Below are 18274 nucleotides of genomic sequence, written 5' to 3'. Positions count from 1 at the left end.
CGAACGGGACGGGCCGGGACGGCCCGCGGCCGGGCACGGCGCATCCCTCCCCGGAGTCCCACCGGCATCACGCTTCACCAAGACGAGGTCAAGCGAAGACCAACGAAGGGTAATACGCACAGGTGGGCCCGATCGTGAACAACCCGGCCCCCAGTGGGGTCTTCCGACTGGAACCGGGTGGAAGTTGACGCGATCACCCCCGCGGAGGGCGCGCGGGGGCGCGGGACGCCGGGGCGCATCGGGTCACAGGCGCCCGCACACGCGCACGGCGGGAGGGCGTACGGTCGCCCGGCCGGGGCTCACGCGGGCGCCGGGCCCGGCCTCACCACCAGTAGGCGGGGTACTCCGGCGCCGCGCGCCGGACGCGGGAGGCGGTGAACGCGGTCAGGACGAGCAGGACCGTGGAGCCGAGGAGGAGCGGGACGAACCGGCCGGGCGCGGGCGCCTGGAGCACGACGACGGCGGTCGCACAGGCCGGCGAGTGCGGGGTGCGGGCCAGGGTGGTGAGGGCGAGGGTGACGCCGGCGGCGACCGCGGCGGCCCAGGCGCTGCCGCTCGCGACCGCTGCCACCGCGTATCCGGCGGCGGCCCCGAGCAGATGGCCGACGACCACGCTCCGGGGCTGGGCGAGGGGGAGGGCGGGGGCGCAGTGCACCAGGGCGGCACTGGCGGCCAGCGGGGGTATCAGGACGGGTTCGTGGAGGAGGGCGCCGAGGCCGACGAGCCCGAGGAGGGCGGCCGTGGCGGCGCCGACGCTGTGGACGGCGGCCCCGGGCGCGGGGCGGGCGGGGGCCCGCCCGGCCATCCTCGGCCGCCTGGGGCGTGTGTCGAAAGTAGCGCCGTCTGCCCGGAGGGCAGGCCCGGCGGTGTCCGGTGCGTGCGATCGCAAGGCGGAGGGTCGCCCCGATACTGGTGGTATCGGGGCGATCCCGACAACGCGGCGAGCGTGCGTGCCGGACACCGCCGGGCAGGCAGGACTTTCGACACACGCCCCAGGGGTCGCCGGGCCGGGGGCGGGGGCCGCCGGGCCGGAGGCGGTGGAGCCGAGCGCGGCGGGGGCCTCCGGGCCGGGGCCGGCGGAACCGGAGGCGGCGGGGGCGGCGTCGGGGCACAGGGCGGTGTCGGTACTCATGCGATGCGGCGTTTCCGGGGCAGGCGGCCGTGGGCCGGGCGAAGCGGGACGGGTGGTCGTACGGGTCCCTGTGGTCGACAGTCGGCCCGGTCTCGCGCCCGGTCCTGGTGCGGCGGCGCGACCTCCCCCACTCTAACCAGCGGTTTCGTGGCGCTGCGGGCGGGGTCGGGGGAGGATCCCGGCATGAACGAGACCCCATCCGCCGACGCGGACGGCGCGACCGGCCCGTACGGCACGCCCGTCACGGCCGGCGCCCCCTCCTCCTTCCGCCTCCTCCCCGGCGCCCCGGACTCCCCCGTCCTCCTCCACGTGCCGCACTCCTCCCGCGCGGTGCCCGCGGACGTGCGGGCCGGGATCCTGCTCGGCGACGACGAACTGGGGCGGGAACTGGACCACATCACCGACGCCCACACGGCCGGGATCGCCGCCTCGGCCGCCGCGGCGGCCGGCACGACCCCCTGGCGGTTCGTCAACCGGCTCTCCCGCCTCGTCGTCGACCCCGAGCGCTTCCCGGACGAGCGGGAGGAGATGGCGGCCGTCGGGATGGGCGCGGTGTACACCCGCACCACGCACCGGGCCGAGCTGCGGCCGGCCGGATTCGACCCTGCGCCGCTGCTGGACCGCTACTTCACGCCGTACGCGCGGGGCATGGCCGAGGCCGTGGCCGAGCGGCTGGCGGCGACGGGCCGGGCGGTGGTGATCGACGTCCACTCGTACCCGAGCGAACCGTTGCCGTACGAGCTGCACGGCGACGGCCCCCGGCCGCCGGTCTGCCTCGGCACGGACGCCTTCCACACGCCTCCCGCGCTGCTCGGCGCGGCGCGGAAGGCGTTCGGCGGGTTCGGCGGGGTGGGGACGGACAGCCCCTTCGCCGGGACCTACGTGCCGCTGCCGTACTACGGCCGGGACGCGCGGGTCGCGGCGCTGATGGTCGAGATACGCCGGGACCTCTACATGCGGGAGCCGGGCGGCGCGGCGGGCCCGGGGGCGGCGGCCCTCGGGGCGGCGCTGGCGGAGCTGGTGGACGCCGTGTCCCGTACGGCCCGAGCGGAGTCCCCGCCGGCCCCGACGGGAGGATTCCCCCTGGCGTAAAATAGGGCAAATGAGCATATCCAGGTACGAGCTGGTGTTCACCGACGTCACGGGCGCCACCCGGGACGTCGTGGTCGTGGAGCGCACCCTCTACAAGGGCTCCGGAGGGCATCCCGTCTACACCGACCCGACCGGCATCATCCGCGCCGAGATCAGCGACCGGGGCGAGGTCCGCGTCATGCCCTCGGGAGGGCACCAGGACCCCGCCCACGCCGTACGGGCCCGCGCCCTCCCCGAGGACGACACGGAGGACCCGGCCGACCCCGGCCCCGCCGCGTCCTCCGCCTGACACCGCGCGCGCCCCTCCCCCCGGGCCCCGGCCGCCGTCCCCGTTTTGGTTTGTCGGACGATCGTCAATACGATCCGGCGATGATCACGAGAAAACGGCTGGCGACCGGGGCCTGCGCGCTGCTCGCCGCTCTGGGCGCCGCGCTCCTGCCGACGCACGCGGCCGCCGACGCGCCGACGGCGAAGGAACCCCCCAAGGTCGAGCTGGTGCTCGACGTCAGCGGCTCCATGCGCGCCCGGGACATCGACGGCAAGTCCCGCATGGCGGCGGCGAAGCAGGCCTTCAACGAGGTCCTCGACGCGGTGCCCGAGGAGGTGCGGCTGGGCATCCGGACCCTGGGCGCCGACTATCCGGGGCAGGACCGCAAGCAGGGCTGCAAGGACACCCGCCAGCTCTATCCGGTGGGGCCGCTCGACCGGGCCGAGGCCAAGACCGCGGTGGCCACCCTGGCCCCCACGGGCTGGACCCCGATCGGTCCGGCGCTGCTCGGCGCGGCGAAGGACCTGGAGGGCGGTGACGCCACCCGCCGGATCGTGCTCATCACGGACGGCGAGGACACCTGCGCCCCGCTCGATCCCTGCCAGGTGGCGCGGGAGATCGCGGCGAAGGGCATCCACCTCGTCATCGACACCCTGGGCCTGGTGCCGGACGCCAAGACCCGGCAGCAGCTCACCTGCATCGCGGAGGCCACCGGAGGCACGTACACCTCGGTGCACCGCACCGAGGAACTCTCGCGCCGGGTCAAGCAGCTGGTCGACCGCGCGGCCGACCCGGTCGTCACGCCCGTCGCCACCCGGGGCGCGGCGCGGTGCGCCGACGCCCCGGAGCTGAAGCCCGGTCTCTACACGGACCGCGAGACCTTCGGCGAGCACCGCTGGTACCGGGTGGACCTGCTGCCCGGCCAGGAACTGCGCGCCTCCGTCAGCGTGTCGGCCGACCGCGCCGTCAACAACGACTACGGGGTGCTGCTGCGCGCCGTCACCCGCCACGGCCGGGAGATCACGCGCGGCTCCGAGGCCGGCGACGGCCGCACGGACGTCATGTCGACCGGGCTGCGCTATCCGAAGCCGGAGCTGGACGGCGCCGACGACCTCAAGCCGGCCGCCGAGACGGTCTGCCTCCAGGTCAGCAACTCCTTCTCCGCTCCCCCGTCGGTCAAGACGGCGCCCGGCATGCCGATCGAGCTGACCGTGGACGTCGTCGACGGCCCCGCGAGCGCCTCGGACGTGGCCTCGTTCGGCCTCGGCCGGGGCTGGTGGCTGCTCGGCGGCCTGGTGCTGGCCGGCTTCCTGGCCGGTCTGGTCTGGGGCTGGCTTTCCCGCTGGCGCGTCGCCGTCTGGAGGACCCACTGATGCGTATCGTACGCACGCTCGCCGCGGCCGCGCTCACGGGCGCGGCCCTGCTCGGGCTCGCGGCTCCGGCCGCCGTCGCCGACTCCCCGTCCGCCACGGCGACTCCGGACACGCGCTCCACCGGCGGGCCGACGGAGGCGGGCACCGCCTTCCGCACCGCCGCGAGGTTCCTGCCGGGGCAGCAGGCGACCGCGCAGGCCGCCACGGGCGACTACCTGTACTGGGTGTTCCCGGCGGACACCGGGCAGCGGCCGACGGTGAGGGCCGCGGTCACCCTGCCGGACGCGGCCCTGCGGCACGGGCCCTCCACCTGGCGGATCGACGTGTACGACGGGCTGCGGCGCCGTCAGCCGTGCATGTACGGGGCGCAGTCCCGCACGGCGGCGAAGGACGCCGCGAAGGTGGAACTCGCCTGCGTGCTGCGCCCGGTCCGCGCCTCGGCCGACGCCTGGGCGAACGACCCGCTGCCGGGCAGCTACTACGTCCGGCTGACCGTCACGGGCCTGCCGGACGAGGACCTCGGCCAGCCGTTCGACGCCCGGCTCGGGGTGGACGTCAAGGACGAGGGCGGCGCCCACGCCACGGACGGGGCGCTCGCCGCGCCGCTCGTGCCGGGCGCGGTGACCGCCGATCAGGCGGAGGCGGACGCCGACGCGGGCCGGCCCTCCGCCGTCGAGGCGGCGGCGCCGGAGGACGGCTGGTCCTCCGGCTGGTGGTCCGACCGCTGGCTCTGGACCCTGGCGGGCGGCGTCCTCGCGGCGCTCGCCGGCATCGGCGGATACGTCCTGACACGCGGCGCGGGCCGCCCGTCCCGGGTCCCGCCGGCCGCCTGACCCTCCCGGAAGCCGTCGAAGGCCCCCGTCGCGCCGGAGCGACGGGGGCCTTCGGCCGTCCCGGGCCGCCACCGCGCTCCAGACTGTTGACCATTCAACATAATTAGATGGATTTGCACCGTTTCCGACCTGTCCGTCTGGTAAGAGGCCTGGATGACGAGCCGAGAGAGAGCAGGAGGGTCGACATGATCGCCCGAGAGCAGATCCACGCCGTGCTGGACCACCCCGTCTACGACGCCGAGGGCAAGAAGGTCGGAGACGCGAAGCACATCTTCGTCGACGACGCGACCGGCCTGCCGGAGTGGGTGACGGTGAAGACCGGCATGTTCGGCACCAGTGAATCCTTCGTCCCGATCAAGGACGCGGCTCTGGTCGACGACCACCTGGAGGTCCCGTACCCCAAGTCCACCATCAAGGACGCGCCCAACGTGGACGTCGACGCCGGCGGACACCTCTCCGAGAGCGAGGAGCACCGCCTCTTCGACCACTACGGCATCGCGTGGGACGACGCCTGGCAGCGGGCCAACCAGCCCGGCGAGGGCGGCTGGGCCCACGGTCGCACCGGCACGGAGACCGGCACCGCGACCGGCACCACGGGCACCGCCGAGGGGTTCACGGCCGGCACCGCCGCCGGACGCGCCGCGGACACCGGCGACGACGCGATGACCCGCTCCGAGGAGCAGATGCACGTCGGCGTCGAGCGCACCGAGGCCGGCCGGGTCAGGCTGCGCAAGTACGTGGTGACGGAAGAGGTCCAGCAGACCGTGCCCGTGTCGCACGAGGAGGTGCGGATCGAACGGGAGCCGATCACGGACGCCAACCGCGACGAGGCCCTGTCCGGCGCGGAGATCACCGAGGCCGAGCACGAGGTCATCCTCCACGAGGAGCGCCCCGTCGTGGAGACCCGGACCGTTCCGGTCGAGCGGGTGAGCCTCAAGGCGGACGAGGTGACGGAGGAGCAGACCGTCTCGGGCGAGGTCCGCAAGGAGGAGATCGAGGTCGAGGGCCTCGAGGACCCGGACGACCCCGACGCCCGCGGCCGCAGGTACTGACCGGCCGGCGAACGACCGGTGCCGCCCCGCGAGCCGGGGCGGCACCCCCCGTGCGGGAGCTCTCGCTCCCCGGCGCGAAGGCGAAGTCGCGCCGTGCCGGTGGCCCGCCCCTCCGGGGGCGGGCCACCGGCCTTTTCGGGGTGGACCTGTCGCCGGGCACGGTCGCGGTCGCCCGCGAGACCTGGCCGGGGTGCGCTTCGGGGTGGGGTCGACGACGGCGCCCGACCTGCCGGACGCCTCGCTGCGCGGATCCTGTCCCGGTACGCGACGGCACACGTGCCGGAGGCCGAACCCACGGCTTCCTTGGGGGAGTTCCACCGCGTCATCGCCCCGGGCGGACGGCTGCCGGTCCCCTGCGAGGGGGAGACGAGCGGGTGCGGCCGGAACGGGCGTACGGGCGCGAGGTCGCCCTCGACGCGCACCGCCGGTCATCCGACCGCGTCGCGGAACTCCTGACCGTGGCCGTCCCCGTCGAGTCGGCCCGCCCGGTGCGGGAGCCGGATCCCGAGGAGAAGACGCCGCAGGGCTTCCTCCCGGCGCGCGAGCCGCGCGGCCGAACCGGGCCGGGGGCGCGCGCCGCACCGGGCCTCCGCCCCGCCTCCGTCCGGGAGACCGGCACCCTTCCGGAGCCCGGCCCGGCCCCGGAGCACCGTCCCGCTCCTGAGCTGGGCGCGGGAGATCCGGGCGCGCTGGCCGCCGCCCGCGATCAGGGCGTTGACGGAGGCCATCGGGTCCGCGCCGACCGACCGGGCGATCAGGGCGCCGACGAGCACCGGCCCGAGGGCCACCGCGAGGGCCGCACCGGTGGCGGTGACGTGCTGGAGGGGGCGGGCGCGCCGGGCTTCGGAGGTCATGTCCCCAGTCAAGCGGCGGGCGGGCGTCCGCCGTATCGGTCGGCGTACTCAGACGCGCGCACCGCGCTACTCAGACGGGGACGCGCACGGGAGCCCGGGGAGCTCGCCGCCGGGGCCGGCGTCCGTCCGCGCGAGCCCGCCGAACCTCCCCGGCGTACCGTGGGCGGGCCGACCGTACGAGCACGAAGGAGCCCCGCCGCCATGGCCGACTACCGGATCGAGACCGTCCGCACCGGGTACCGGAACTGGACCGCACGCAACGACCGGGGCGCGGAGGTGCGGATGGCCGCCGCGGACGACGACGGCGCGCAGCCCTCGTTCACTCCGGTCGAGCTGCTGCTCGCCGCGATGGGCGGCTGCGGCGGCCTGGTGATCGACCGGACCGCGCGGGCGGTGGACCACGACGACCTGCGGATCGTGGTGGAGTCGGTCTCCGGCCCGGAGGACGACGGCCGGGTGGGCCGGATCCGGGTCAGCTACGAGTTCGACCTGCCGGACGGCAACCCGAAGGCGGCGGAGGTGTTCGCGCGCGGGGTGCGGCTGACGCACGAGAAGTTCTGCACGGTGAGCCGGACCGTGGAGCACGGCGCGCGGGTCGAGGCGGTCCTGCCGGACGGCACGGTCGGCTTCGAGGGCTGAACCGCGGCGGCCCTCCGGCGGGCCGGGCACCGCGGCCCCGGCCCCGATCCGCCGGACGGGCCCCGGGACCGTCACTCCTCGATCGCGCCGCCGATCCGGCGCAGGTGCCGCCGGAAGGTGTACGAGGGGTCCTCGGCCCGGCCCGCCAGATAGGCGTCGAAGCGGGTCTGGTCGCGCAGGGTCTCCCCCGCCGTGATGCGCCGGGCCTGGTCCCGCTCGGTGCGGAAGAGGGACAGCGCGGTCTCCAGGACCGCCCCGGCCCGGTCGGCGGCCACGAACAGCACCCCGTCGTCGTCGCCGAACACCACGTCGTCCGGGGTGACCTCGTGCTCCCCGAACCGCGCGGAGCGCAGCGCGTCCGGCTCCTGCGGGTCGAGGCGCACGGGGCCGGGGGCGTGGCGCCCGTACGAGAAGACGGGCAGGCCGATCCGGACGAGGTCGGGGGTGTCGCGGTGCAGTCCCCAGACGGCGATCCCGGTGACGCCCGCCGCCCCGGCCTCCAGGACGACGAGGTCCCCGAGGCAGGCCTCGTCGCGGCGGCCGGCGTTGTCGACGACGAGGACGTCCCCGGGTTCCGCCCGCGCGAGGGCCTCCAGGAAGACGTCGACGCTTCCGTAGTGCCGGACGGGGAGCGCCCGCCCGGCGACCCGCTGTCCGTCGACGACGGGCAGCACCCCGGCGGGCGCGGCGCGCAGCGGCACCCCCAGCCGCAGGCAGGCGTCGGCCACCAGGGGCGTGGAGAGCTCGGCGAAGCCGGCGAGGTCCTTCGGCATCGGGCGTTCCGTTCCGTGAGCGGGAGGGGCGGTGGGCTTCCGCGATGCTAGCGGCCGGCGCCCCGGACGGACGACGGTTCCGGCCGCCCGGCATGCGGGCGGAACCGCCCCTTCCTACGATCGGTGGAGGGACACGTCTGTCCGCTCCGTCCGAGCGGAACGGGAGCGAGGGAACATGGCAGTCGAGGACCCCGCCCCCGAGGGCCGGCCGGCGGATCTGAAGCACGACGCGATCGGCTTCGTGGACGCCCTCGTCATCGGGCTCAACTCCACCTCGCCGGCATACTCCATCGCCGCCGTCATCGGCCCGATCGTCGCGCTCGCGGGGATCTACGCGCCCGGGGTGATGGTCGCGTCCTTCGTCCCGATGCTGCTGATCGCGTCGGCGTTCTACTACCTGAACAAGGCCGACCAGGACTGCGGCACGACCTTCTCGTGGGTCACGCGGGCGATGGGTCCCTGGGCGGGCTGGCTGGGCGGCTGGGCCATCGCCATGACCGGCGTCCTGGTCGTCGGCTCGCTCGCCGACGTGGCCGTGAGCTTCGGGCTGCTCGCCGTCGGCCTCGACGGCTGGGTGGAGAACGCGTTCGTGCGCCAGCTGCTCACCGTGCTGCTCATCCTCGTGATGACGGCCGTCTGCGTCGTCGGCACCGAGCTGTCCGCCCGGGTGCAGAACGTGCTGATCCTGGCCCAGGTCGTCTTCCTGCTGGTCTTCGTGTGCGTGGCGCTGTCCAAGGTGTACGCCGGGACCGGCGCGTACGACTCGGTGGATCCGTCGCTCGACTGGCTGAACCCGTTCGGCGCGGGCGGCGCGGCCCTCACCGGCGGGCTGCTGCTCGGCGTCTTCATCTACTGGGGCTGGGAGTCGGCGGTCAACCTCACCGAGGAGGTCGAGGACTCCGCGACCGCCCCCGGCAAGGCGGGCCTGTGGTCGACCGTGATCCTGCTCGTGACCTACGTGTCCGTGGGGTTCGCGGTGGTGGCCTACGCCGGTCCCGCGTTCCTCGCCGAGAACGCCGGCGAGGAGGAGTTCGTCTTCGCCCAGCTCGCCGGGGACGTCCTGGGCGGCTGGGACTGGGTGCTGCTGCTCGCCGTGTGCACGTCGGCGGTCGCCTCCACCCAGACCACGATCATCCCGGCCTCCCGGACCGCCCTGTCGATGGCCCGCCGCCGGGCGCTGCCCGCGTACTACGGGCACATCAGCGCGCGCTTCCGCACCCCCGACGTCAGCACGTGGTGGGTGGCCGGGATCGCGATCGTCTGGTACCTGACGGTGAACCAGGTCAGCGAGAACGCGCTCCTCGACTCGCTCACCGCCCTGTCGCTGCTCATCGCCTTCTACTACGCGCTCACCGGGGTGGCCTGCGCGGTCTACTACCGCCGCCACCTCTTCGAGAGCCCGCGCAACTTCCTGCTGATCGGGCTCGGCCCGCTGGTGGGCGCGGGGCTGCTGACGTGGCTGCTCGTGCGGTCGGTCTCCGACATGGCCGACCCGGCGAACTCGTACAGCGGCAGCTCGTGGCTCGGTCTCGGCCCGCCGCTGGTCATCGGCCTCGGCATCGCCGGCGTCGGGGTGGTCGTCATGGTCGTGCGGCGGCTGCGGGCGCCCGCGTTCTGGGACGAGCGCCCGGGCGTGGCCGATCCGGACGTGGTCCGGGGCGTCCGCGAAGGGAAGGACTGAGATGTCGATCGTGCTCGGGTACGACGAGTCGCCGGGGGCCGCCCGCGCGCTGCGCATCGCGATCGAGGTGGCGGCCGCCTTCGACGACACCCTCGTCCTGGTCTACGGGGCGGCGGCGCCCGGCCCCACCGGGGAGGAGTACCGCTCCCACCACGACGCGATCCGGCAGGCCGGCCGCACCGGCCTCGAACACGCGGTCGCGGAGGCCGACCGGGCGGGCGTGCCGACCGTCGTCGAGGTGATCGACGAGAAGCCGGCCCAGGCCCTCGTCGACGCGGCGACCCGCCACGCGGCCCGGGCCGTCGTGGTCGGCAGCTGGAGCGAGAGCCCGATCCGAGGCGCCCTCCTCGGCTCCACCCCACACAAGCTCCTCCACATGTCGACGGTGCCGGTGCTCTGCGTGCCGCCGGAGGAGTGACGGCCGGCCCGGCCGGTCACGGCGCGGGCGCGGGCTCCGTCTCCTCGCGGGCCTCCCGGCGCGGGAGGAGCAGCGGGGTCGCGAGCAGCAGGGCACCCGCCAGGGCGAGGGCGGCCCGGGGCCCGGTGACCACGGCGAGGAGGCCCCACAGGGCGGTCAGGGCCGCGATGGAGATCTTGCCGGTGACCGACCAGGCGGTCAGGACGCGGGCGACCCGGTCGGGGGGCGTCAGGGTGAGGCGTCGGGCGGCGAACACCGGGTTGAACACGCCCGTGCAGGTGATCAGCGCGAACTCGACCGCCATGACGAGCAGGAGGCCGGTGACGCCGGGGTGGACGAAGGCGAGGCCGACCGACCAGAGGGCGCGCAGCGTGCCCGCGGTGCGCAGCACCCGGTGCCGGCCGAACCGCGCGACGAGCCGTCCGGCCAGGCGCGCGCCCAGGAGGCCGCCGAGGCAGGGGACGGCGAAGGCCAGGCCGTACTGCCAGGGCGGGAAGCCGAGCGGTCCCAGCATGAGGACGGCGAGCAGCGGCGCGACGGCCATGATCAGGCCGTTGACGAGGACGGTGTGCAGGAAGAGGGGGCGCAGGACGGGGTGGGCGAGGATGTGGCGCCAGCCGGTGAGCAGGTCCCCGGCGTCCGGCCGGGACCACCGCCCGGCGGGACGCTTCCGCGGCGGCGGTGGTTCCTCCGCCCCGATCGACCGGAGGCCCGCCGCCGAGAGGACGTAGCTCACCGCGTCGGCCACCACCGTGGCCACCGGGCCGAGGAGGGCGATCAGGCCGCCGCCGAGCGGCGGTCCCAGGACGGTGGCGGTCCAGTTCGTGGATTCCAGGCGTCCCTGGGCGGTGACCAGGTCATCGGGGCGCACGAGCCACTTCAGGAAGGCGCCGGAGGCCGCGCCGAAGACGATGTCGGAGGCCGCCACGACGACGGCGGCGGCCAGGAGGTGGGCGAAGCCGAGCCGGCCGAGCGCGTACGCGGCGGCGACGCTCAGCAGGGCCGCGCAGCGGACGAGGTCCGCCGCGACCATCACGGGCCGTTTGCGGCGGGCCTCCGTCCAGGGGCCGAGCGGGATCGCCGCCGCCGCGCCCACGGCGGCCCCGAGCGCGGCCAGGGCGGACACCTCGGCGGCGCCCCGGTGCAGCACCGTGATCGCGATCAGCGGGAAGGCGTCGAACGCGAGCCGGGTCCCCACGGCGCTGGCCGCGTAGGCCGCCCACAGGCGTCCGAAGTCCCTCCCGAGGGGCGCTCCGCCCGCCATGCCCGTACTCCTTCTCTCGCCGGTCGGCCGGTCCGCCGGCCACCGGTATCGAAGCGGGCGCGGGCGCGCCGGGCAAATCCGGGAGCCCGCGGAGGGCGGGCCGCGTCCTAGACTCGGGAGGTTCGTACGGGGTGGCGGGACCGACCGGGAGGGGGCCGGGGATGGGGTGGGACGCCGGGGCCGTGGCGGGGGCGCTGCTCCTCGTCCTGCCCGCCGTGGGGCTCATCGCGCTCGGCCTGCTGCACAAGGGGCGGGCCGCGCGGCCGTTCGCCGCCTCGCGCGCGCGTGCCTTCGCCCAGCGGGAGTACGCCCGGAACCTCCAGCGGGCGGCCGACCACGTGATCGCCTCGGCCCGCCGGGCCGCCGGGGAGGGCGAACCGGCGATCGTCACCGTGGCGGCGGTGGTGCGGACCGCGGAGGAGCGCTACGGGTACGACGGGGTGGAGCGGCGGCACGCGGCGGCGGCGCTGCGGCGCCGGTACGAGCACGGGCGGTGCGCCGCCGACTGCGTGACGGACGCCTACGGCTGAGCGTCCTCCCCGGCCACGGGCGTCGCGCGGCGGTGGTGCGCGCGCACGCGTCCGCCGTCGGCCCCGGGGTCACCCCCGTACCGGCCGGCCGGGGTTCCCCGGGCCGGCCGGTACGGGGCGGGTTCCTACTCGAAGGCCGCGGCGGCCTCCTTCAGGGCGGCGGCGACGGCCTCCGGCGCGTCGGGGCCGGGGGCGCCGGGCCGGTAGGTGACGGAGCGGAGGCGGCCGGTGAAGCGGAAGGAGCGGTGGCGTTCGTAGAGCGGCCAGGAGACCGGGGACTTGCGGTCGACGCCGACGCTGATGCCCTGGAAGGGGGCCATGCCGATGAGCTGGTGCACGCTGTCGGGCGCGGCCCGGTGCTCGCCGTCGACGGTGACGGCGAACCGCCAGCGCAGGCCCTCCTCGGCGGTGGCGGAGACGAGGATCTCGTGCGGACCGGGGCCGAGGGGTCCGGCGTCGGTCTCGTGGAGGGTTCCGTACTCGTTGTACGCGAGGGCCAGGCGCCCGTCCTCGACGTACAGGCTGTAGCCGCCGCCCTGGTCGCCGTGGGAGACGAGGACCCCGTCGCCGGTCTCCTCGACGTCGACGGCGATCTCGAAGGAGCGCAGGGCGACGAGCCGGGAGGAGCGGTAGCGCTCCAGTTCGGGGGTGCCGGGCAGCAGGGTGAGGGGGCGGGAGAGGCGCTGCTCGGCGGGGTTGCGGCGGGCGAGGGCGCCGCTGTGGTCGGGCAGCGGGAAGACCCCGTTGCGCCGGGCGGCGTCCTCCCAGGCGGCCGACAGCTCCTTGACCAGGTCGGGGTGGTCGGCGGCGAGGTCGTGGATCTCGGTGGGATCGGTCCGGATGTCGTACAGGGCCCACTCGGAGTCGTCGTAGGGGGCGCCCGGGCGGTGCAGGGTGACGAGCTTGTGGCCGTCGCGGTAGTGGCTGCGGTTGCCGGCCGTCTCGCAGTACTGCTCGGGGTGGGTGGAGTCGTGGGCGGGGTCGGCGAGGACGGGGGCGAGGCTGACGCCGTCCGGCTCCTGGAGGGGGACGCCCCGGCGGCTCTCCGGCCGGGCGAGGCCGGCGAGTTCGAGGAGGGTGGGGGCGATGTCGGTGACGTACTGGTACTGGGGGCGGAGCCCGGCGGCGAGGCGGCCGTCGCGGACGCCGTCCGGCCAGGACAGGACGAAGGGGACGCGGACGCCGCCGGCGTAGGTGTGGCCCTTGTAGAGGCGGAAGGGGGTGTTGGAGGCCATGCCCCAGCCGCGCGGGTAGTGGACCAGGCTGCGGGGGCCGCCGATCAGCTCGGGGTCGCGGTCGACGTCGGGGTCCCAGTCGCCGGGGAGGCGGGGGTGGTGGACGAAGCGGCTGAAGTAGGAGCGGGTGCCCTCCGCGCCGCCCTCGCCGGTGCCGCCGTTGTCGGAGGTGAAGACCACGATGGTGTTGTCGAGTTCGCCGAGCGCGTCGAGGGCGGCGGTGAGCCGGCCGAGGTTCTGGTCGATGTTGTCGACGAGGGCCGCGTACACCTCCATGTAGCGGGCGTAGAGCTTCCGCTGCTCCTCGGTGAGGGAGTCCCAGGCGGGCACGTCGAGTCCGGCCTCGCCGTTGCGGGCGGGGAGTCCGGTGCCGGGCGGGAAGAGGCCGGCGGCGATCTGGGCGGCGAAGCGGCGCTCGCGCAGGACGTCCCAGCCCTCGTCGTAGCGGCCCCGGTGGCGGGCGATGTCCTCGGCCCTGGCCTGGAGGGGGCCGTGGACGGCGTTGTGGGCGAGGTAGAGGAAGAAGGGCTTGTCGGGGTCGTGGGCGCGCAGCGACTTCACCATGGAGATCGCCTGGTCGGTGATGTCGTCGGTGTAGTAGTAGTCGTCGGGGAACTCGTCGATGTCGAGCGGGCTGTTGTCCCGGACGAGCTGGTGCGGGTGGAAGAGGCTGGTGAGGCCCTCCAGGACGCCGTAGTACTGGTCGAAGCCCTTCTGGAGCGGCCAGTTGCCCCGGTGGTCGGCGGCGTTGGAGGCGGAGTCCCGGACCAGGTGCCACTTGCCGACGGCGTAGGTGGCGTAGCCGGCGTCGTGGAGGAGTTCGGCGAGGGTGGGGATGTCGTCGGCGATCTCCATGCCGTAGCCGGGGAAACCGGGGTCGGAGTTGGCGACCATGGCGTAGCCGACGCGGTGCGGGTTGAGGCCGGTGAGCAGGGCGGCGCGGGCCGGCGAGCAGAGCGGCATGGTGTGGTAGTTGGTGAGCCGCACGCCGTCGTCGGCGAGGGCGTCGAGGACCGGGGTGGGGATCTCGGAGCCGAAGGGGCCGATGTCGCTGAACCCCATGTCGTCGACGAGGACGACGACGATGTTGGGGGCCTTGGCGGGCGGTGCGGTACGGGCGGGCCAGGCGGGTTCGGACTCGGCGAAGGTGCGGCCGACGCGTCCGGCGAAGCCCTCGTAGGGGTCGCGGCGGGGGGCGGTCGGGGCGGTTTCGCCGGGGGTGCCGGTGGTCATGCGGGGGCGGGTCCTTCCGGGAGGAGCGAGCGGGCGACGCGGAAGCCGCCGTGGCCGGTCGAGGAGTCGGGCGTGTTGTGGGAGCGGGCGGCGACCCGGTAGCGGTTGCAGTGGGAGGAGTGGCAGAGGTAGGAGCCGCCGCGGATGACGCGCTCGGCCCGGCCGGCCGGGTCCGTCCGGCCGGTGGGGTCCGCGGAACCGGCCGGGCCGGCCGTTCCGAACGCGCCGGCGGTTCCGAACGCGCCGGCGGTTCCGAACGCGCCGGCGGTCCCGAAGGCGTCGGCGCACCACTCCCAGACGTTGCCGGAGGTGTTGTACAGGCCGTGGCCGTTGGGCTCGTACGCGGTGACGGGGACGGTGCCGACGCGTCCGCCGGGCCGGTCGGAGCGGTGCGGGAAGTCCCCGAGCCAGGTGTTGCACCGCTCGCGGCCGTCCGGGGTGAAGTCGTCGCCCCACGGGTAGCGGGCCCCGTCGAGGCCGCCGCGCGCCGCGTACTCCCACTCGGCCTCGGTGGGCAGCCGGACGCCCGCCCAGGCGCAGTAGGCGAGGGCGTCGTCGTGCGAGACGTGGACGACGGGGTGGTCGGCGCGGCCTTCGAGGTCGGAGCCGGGACCCTCCGGGGCGTGCCAGGAGGCGCCCTCGACGCCGAGCCACCAGGGGGCCCGCGGGACCCGGCCGAGGACGTGGCGCTCGGCTGCGGGGTGGAGCAGGAGGTGGAAGACGAAGGAGGAGCCGAAGCGTTCGGCGTCGGTGCGGTGCCCGGTGGCCCCGACGAACCGCGCGTACTGCTCGTTGGTGACGGCGGTGGCGCCGATCGCGAAGGGGGCGACGGTCACCTCCCGGACGGGCCCCTCGTGGTCGGCGGGGTAGCCCTCGCCGAAGGAGTCGCCCATGCGGAAGGCGGCGCCCGCCAGGTCGAGCAGGGGTGGGGGCGGCGGGGCGGTCCGTACGGTCGGCGGCGGGAGCGGCGGGGCGGCGGCCGGGTGGCCGCCGCCCGTGCGACCGCGTCCGGGGACGCAGCAGGCGCTCACGCGGACACCGCCTCCGCCACGGCGGGCACGGGCGCGGCCGTGACCGGTACGGGTTCGGGCGCGGCGGCGAGCAGCGCGCGGGTGTAGGGGTCGCGGGGCCGCTCGCACAGTTCGTCGGCGGCGCCGGTCTCCACGATCCGGCCCTCGTGCATCACGGCGATGCGGTGGCTGACCTGGCGGACCACGGCCAGGTCGTGGGCGATGAAGACGAGGGCGAGGCCCAGGTCGCGCTGGAGGTCGGTGAGGAGGCCGACGATCTGCGCCTGGACGGAGACGTCGAGCGCCGAGACGGGTTCGTCGCAGATGAGGACGGACGGCTCCGGGGCGAGCGCGCGGGCGATGCCGACGCGCTGGCGCTGGCCGCCGGAGAAGGAGCGCGGGTGCCGGTCGGCGGCGGCCGGGTCGAGGCCGACGAGGCGCAGCAGCTCCGCGACGCGCCCGGCCCGCCCGGCCGGGGCGACGGTCCCGAAGGCCCGCAGCGGCTCGGCGACGATCTCCCCCACGGTCATGCGCGGGTTGAGGGAGGCGTACGGGTCCTGGAAGACCATCTGGACGCGGCGGCGCACGGCGCGCAGCTCGGCGCGGCCGGGGCGGGTGACGTCCTCTCCGCCGAGGAGGATCCGGCCGCCGTCGGAGGGGTGGGCGTGGGCGAGGACCCGGGCGAGGGTGGACTTGCCGGAGCCGGACTCGCCGACGATGCCGAGGGTCTCGCCCGCCGCGAGGGTGAGGGAGACGCCGTCGAGGGCGGTGAAGGTGCGGCGGCCCCGGCCCCGGTACGTCTTGCGGAGCCCCTCGGCGGCCAGGACGACGGCGCCGGGCGCGGGCCGTTCGATCCGGGCGGGCGGCGGGGGCGGCGGCAGCGGCTCGGCGCGTTCGGCGGCGGGCAGGCAGGCCGCGCGGACGGTGCCGGTGAGGGCGACGAGCGGGGGCGCGGTCGTGTGGCAGTGGTCCTCGGCGAGGGCGCAGCGGGCGGCGAACGCGCAGCCGGCGAGGGGGAGGGAGAGGTCGGGCGGGGTGCCGGGGATGCCGGTGAGGCGGGTGCCGGAGGGCGCGGAGAGCCGGGGCACGGCGGCGAGCAGGCCGGCGGTGTAGGGGTGCCGGGGGCGGGCGAGGACCTCGGCGGTGGGGCCGTCCTCGACGACGGTGCCGCCGTACATGACGAGGACCCGTGCGCAGGCGCGGGCGACCACGCCCATGTTGTGGGTGATGAGGACGAGCGCGGTGCCGGTGGTGCGGGTGAGGTCGCCGAGGAGGGTGAGGATCTGGTCCTGGACGGTGGCGTCGAGGGCGGTGGTGGGCTCGTCGGCGAGGAGGACGTCGGGTTCGCCGGCGAGGGCCATGGCGATGAGGATGCGCTGGCGCTGGCCGCCGGAGAACTGGTGCGGGTGGTCGTCGAGGCGGCGCTCGGGGTCGGGGATGCCGACGAGGCGCAGGAGTTCGAGGGCGCGGGCACGACGGGCTGCCCTGCCGGGGCGGGCGGGCCCGTCGGAACGGGCGGCCCTGCCGAGGAGGGTGCTCCTGCGGGGGCGGGGGGTCCTGCCGTCGGTTCCTGCCCCGTCGGCGCCGGGGCCGTCGGTTCCTGCCCCGTCGGCGCCGGGGCCGCTCGCGGTCGCGCCGTTCGCGGTTCTCCGGTCCCGGTCGCCGTGCGCCCTGAGCACCTCGTCGAGGTGGCGGCCGATGCTGAGGACGGGGTTCAGGGCCGTCATCGGGTCCTGGAAGATCATGCCGATCCGCGCGCCGCGCACCTCCCGCAGCCGGTCCTCCGTGGCCGTGGCGAGGTCCTCCCCGTCGAGGAGGACGGACCCGCCGGTGATCCGGCCGGTGCCGGGGAGCATCCGGAGCAGGGCCAGGGCGGTGGTGGACTTCCCGGAGCCGGACTCGCCGACGACGGCGAGCGTCTCGCCCCTGCGGAGCGTGAAGGAGACGTCCCGCACGGCGTGCAGGGGCCGGCCGTCGGGGGTGGTGAACCCCACGTCCAGGCCCCGGACTTCGAGGAGCGGAGGGGTGGTCATCGGCGTATCTCCCGGTTCAGCGCCTCGGCGATCAGGGAGAGGCCGAGGACGAGCGCGGTCACGGTCACGAGCGGCCCGGCGGCGAAGTGCGGTGCCTGCGCCAGATAGGGCATGGACTGGCTGAGGACGGCGCCGAGGGTGGGTTCGGGCGGCCGGACGCCGACGCCGAGGAAGCTCATGGCGCCCTCGATGAAGACGGCGACGGTGAGGGAGACGGCGATCTGGACGACGAGCGGGTCGGCGGCGTTGGGCAGGACGTGCCGGGTGAGGATCCGGCCGCCGGGGGTGCCGCCGACGCGGGCGGCCGTCACGTACTCCCGGCCGCGCTGGACGAGGATGCCCGTGCGCAGCAGCCGCCCGAAGACGGGGATCTCGGCCAGGGCGATCACCAGGATCACGGGCAGCCGGCCGGGGCCGAGGACGGCCGTGACGGCGAGCGCCAGGATCAGTCCGGGGAAGGCGAGGACCAGGTCGAAGACGCGCTGGACGACGGTGTCGGCGACCGGGTGGGCGGCGGCGGCCAGGGCGAAGAGGCAGCCGAGGAGCGCGCCGAGCGGCACGGAGACCGCGATGACGCCGAGGTCCGCGCGGATGCCGTGGAGCAGCCGGGACAGCAGGTCGCGGCCGAGATCGTCGGTGCCGAGCGGATGTCCGGGGGTGCCGGGTCCGGCGAGCGTCAGGGCGCTCTGGTCGGTGGGGCCGTGGCCGGAGAGGAGCGGGGCCAGGAGGCCGGCGAGGACGACCAGGCCGACGAGGGCGAGTCCGGTGCGGCCGCGCGCGGTGGCGAGGGCGGCCCGGTAGGGGTGGCGCGGCCGGCGCGCGAGGGGCGGCGCGGCCTTCGTGAGGGTGGTCAT

17 protein-coding genes are annotated in these 18274 nt (G+C 75.7%); 9 read left to right on the top strand and 8 right to left on the bottom strand.

The genetic code is table 11. The features are described from left to right. Nucleotides 1-322: 322 nt before the first annotated feature. Entirely contained in the window at nt 323-805 is a 483-nt protein-coding gene (locus ACIQKA_RS05295; protein WP_402540025.1) for an HPP family protein, read from the bottom strand. 510 nt (nt 806-1315) lie between these two features. On the opposite strand from ACIQKA_RS05295, the gene ACIQKA_RS05290 reads away from it, so the two are divergent. From ACIQKA_RS05290 to ACIQKA_RS05270, 5 genes are all read left to right on the top strand, one after another. Further along, nucleotides 1316-2224 carry an N-formylglutamate amidohydrolase gene (locus ACIQKA_RS05290; RefSeq protein ID WP_383160283.1) on the top strand — a complete coding sequence of 303 codons (909 nt, stop codon included), beginning with the start codon at nt 1316-1318 and terminating at the stop codon, nt 2222-2224. A gap of 10 nt (nt 2225-2234) precedes the next feature. Further along, on the top strand, nt 2235-2513 hold the full coding sequence (locus tag ACIQKA_RS05285; protein WP_383160286.1) for a DUF6296 family protein: 279 nt from the start codon (nt 2235-2237) through the stop codon (nt 2511-2513). 80 nt (nt 2514-2593) lie between these two features. Beyond that, on the top strand, nt 2594-3865 hold the full coding sequence (locus tag ACIQKA_RS05280) for a VWA domain-containing protein (RefSeq protein WP_383444683.1): 1272 nt from the start codon (nt 2594-2596) through the stop codon (nt 3863-3865). Further along, nucleotides 3865-4698 carry a hypothetical protein gene (locus tag ACIQKA_RS05275; protein WP_402540023.1) on the top strand — a complete coding sequence of 278 codons (834 nt, stop codon included), beginning with the start codon at nt 3865-3867 and terminating at the stop codon, nt 4696-4698. The genes ACIQKA_RS05280 and ACIQKA_RS05275 overlap by 1 nt, the downstream gene beginning before the upstream one ends. A 185-nt stretch (nt 4699-4883) precedes the next feature. After that, nucleotides 4884-5750 (top strand): DUF2382 domain-containing protein, encoded by an 867-nt coding sequence (locus tag ACIQKA_RS05270; RefSeq protein ID WP_391093544.1) that lies wholly within the window; start codon nt 4884-4886, stop codon nt 5748-5750. Between the two features lie 428 nt (nt 5751-6178). Here the strand turns inward: ACIQKA_RS05270 and ACIQKA_RS05265 are convergent, their stop codons facing one another. Then, a complete protein-coding gene (locus ACIQKA_RS05265; RefSeq protein ID WP_402540021.1) occupies nt 6179-6604 on the bottom strand; it encodes a hypothetical protein in 426 nt (141 codons plus the stop codon). Between the two features lie 201 nt (nt 6605-6805). Between ACIQKA_RS05265 and ACIQKA_RS05260 the strand changes: the two genes are divergently transcribed. Beyond that, nucleotides 6806-7243, top strand: a complete 438-nt coding sequence (locus ACIQKA_RS05260) for an OsmC family protein (RefSeq protein WP_383156643.1) — start codon at nt 6806-6808, stop codon at nt 7241-7243. Nucleotides 7244-7314: 71 nt separating this feature from the next. Here ACIQKA_RS05260 and ACIQKA_RS05255 read toward each other — a convergent pair whose 3' ends face one another. After that, nucleotides 7315-8016, bottom strand: a complete 702-nt coding sequence (locus ACIQKA_RS05255) for an RraA family protein (protein WP_383156640.1) — start codon at nt 8014-8016, stop codon at nt 7315-7317. Between the two features lie 175 nt (nt 8017-8191). Here ACIQKA_RS05255 and ACIQKA_RS05250 point away from each other — a divergent pair, with 175 nt between their 5' ends. Next, nucleotides 8192-9697 (top strand): amino acid permease, encoded by a 1506-nt coding sequence (locus ACIQKA_RS05250; RefSeq protein WP_391093548.1) that lies wholly within the window; start codon nt 8192-8194, stop codon nt 9695-9697. 1 nt (nt 9698) lies between these two features. Then, nucleotides 9699-10115, top strand: a complete 417-nt coding sequence (locus ACIQKA_RS05245) for a universal stress protein (protein ID WP_402540019.1) — start codon at nt 9699-9701, stop codon at nt 10113-10115. A 16-nt stretch (nt 10116-10131) separates the two neighbouring features. Here the strand turns inward: ACIQKA_RS05245 and ACIQKA_RS05240 are convergent, their stop codons facing one another. Next, the gene (locus tag ACIQKA_RS05240; RefSeq protein ID WP_383444695.1) at nt 10132-11379 is read right to left on the bottom strand and encodes an MFS transporter; all 1248 of its coding nucleotides are present in this window, start codon (nt 11377-11379) and stop codon (nt 10132-10134) included. Nucleotides 11380-11540: 161 nt separating this feature from the next. Between ACIQKA_RS05240 and ACIQKA_RS05235 the strand changes: the two genes are divergently transcribed. Then, complete coding sequence (locus ACIQKA_RS05235; RefSeq protein WP_383156631.1) at nt 11541-11909, top strand: hypothetical protein; 369 nt, start codon at nt 11541-11543, stop codon at nt 11907-11909. A 125-nt stretch (nt 11910-12034) separates the two neighbouring features. On the opposite strand, the gene ACIQKA_RS05230 is transcribed toward ACIQKA_RS05235, so the two are convergent. From ACIQKA_RS05230 to ACIQKA_RS05215, 4 genes are read right to left on the bottom strand one after another with little or no spacing between them, the layout of a single operon-like run. Next, the gene (locus ACIQKA_RS05230) at nt 12035-14377 is read right to left on the bottom strand and encodes an arylsulfatase (protein ID WP_383156629.1); all 2343 of its coding nucleotides are present in this window, start codon (nt 14375-14377) and stop codon (nt 12035-12037) included. Continuing rightward, complete coding sequence (locus ACIQKA_RS05225; protein WP_402540018.1) at nt 14374-15408, bottom strand: formylglycine-generating enzyme family protein; 1035 nt, start codon at nt 15406-15408, stop codon at nt 14374-14376. Before ACIQKA_RS05225 ends, ACIQKA_RS05230 begins: the two co-directional genes overlap by 4 nt. Then, nucleotides 15405-17420, bottom strand: coding sequence for a dipeptide ABC transporter ATP-binding protein (locus ACIQKA_RS05220; protein ID WP_402540017.1), 2016 nt, complete (start codon nt 17418-17420; stop codon nt 15405-15407). Before ACIQKA_RS05220 ends, ACIQKA_RS05225 begins: the two co-directional genes overlap by 4 nt. Then, a complete protein-coding gene (locus tag ACIQKA_RS05215) occupies nt 17417-18274 on the bottom strand; it encodes an ABC transporter permease (RefSeq protein WP_402540016.1) in 858 nt (285 codons plus the stop codon). The genes ACIQKA_RS05220 and ACIQKA_RS05215 overlap by 4 nt, the downstream gene beginning before the upstream one ends.

The sequence above is a fragment of the Streptomyces sp. NPDC092045 genome (assembly GCF_044756005.1).
GTDB lineage: Bacteria > Actinomycetota > Actinomycetes > Streptomycetales > Streptomycetaceae > Streptomyces.
The sequence above is the reverse complement of the archived record's forward strand: the minus strand, read 5'-3'. Positions and strand labels throughout refer to the sequence as shown.

Bases quoted from the DNA above. Each gene is read 5' to 3' on its own strand.
- ACIQKA_RS05295 (WP_402540025.1), bottom strand. From the start codon at position 805: ATGGCCGGGCGGGCCCCCGCCCGCCCCGCGCCCGGGGCCGCCGTCCAC.
- ACIQKA_RS05290 (WP_383160283.1), top strand. From the start codon at position 1,316: ATGAACGAGACCCCATCCGCCGACGCGGACGGCGCGACCGGCCCGTAC.
- ACIQKA_RS05285 (WP_383160286.1), top strand. From the start codon at position 2,235: ATGAGCATATCCAGGTACGAGCTGGTGTTCACCGACGTCACGGGCGCC.
- ACIQKA_RS05280 (WP_383444683.1), top strand. From the start codon at position 2,594: ATGATCACGAGAAAACGGCTGGCGACCGGGGCCTGCGCGCTGCTCGCC.
- ACIQKA_RS05275 (WP_402540023.1), top strand. From the start codon at position 3,865: ATGCGTATCGTACGCACGCTCGCCGCGGCCGCGCTCACGGGCGCGGCC.
- ACIQKA_RS05270 (WP_391093544.1), top strand. From the start codon at position 4,884: ATGATCGCCCGAGAGCAGATCCACGCCGTGCTGGACCACCCCGTCTAC.
- ACIQKA_RS05265 (WP_402540021.1), bottom strand. From the start codon at position 6,604: ATGACCTCCGAAGCCCGGCGCGCCCGCCCCCTCCAGCACGTCACCGCC.
- ACIQKA_RS05260 (WP_383156643.1), top strand. From the start codon at position 6,806: ATGGCCGACTACCGGATCGAGACCGTCCGCACCGGGTACCGGAACTGG.
- ACIQKA_RS05255 (WP_383156640.1), bottom strand. From the start codon at position 8,016: ATGCCGAAGGACCTCGCCGGCTTCGCCGAGCTCTCCACGCCCCTGGTG.
- ACIQKA_RS05250 (WP_391093548.1), top strand. From the start codon at position 8,192: ATGGCAGTCGAGGACCCCGCCCCCGAGGGCCGGCCGGCGGATCTGAAG.
- ACIQKA_RS05245 (WP_402540019.1), top strand. From the start codon at position 9,699: ATGTCGATCGTGCTCGGGTACGACGAGTCGCCGGGGGCCGCCCGCGCG.
- ACIQKA_RS05240 (WP_383444695.1), bottom strand. From the start codon at position 11,379: ATGGCGGGCGGAGCGCCCCTCGGGAGGGACTTCGGACGCCTGTGGGCG.
- ACIQKA_RS05235 (WP_383156631.1), top strand. From the start codon at position 11,541: ATGGGGTGGGACGCCGGGGCCGTGGCGGGGGCGCTGCTCCTCGTCCTG.
- ACIQKA_RS05230 (WP_383156629.1), bottom strand. From the start codon at position 14,377: ATGACCACCGGCACCCCCGGCGAAACCGCCCCGACCGCCCCCCGCCGC.
- ACIQKA_RS05220 (WP_402540017.1), bottom strand. From the start codon at position 17,420: ATGACCACCCCTCCGCTCCTCGAAGTCCGGGGCCTGGACGTGGGGTTC.
- ACIQKA_RS05215 (WP_402540016.1), bottom strand. From the start codon at position 18,274: ATGACCACCCTCACGAAGGCCGCGCCGCCCCTCGCGCGCCGGCCGCGC.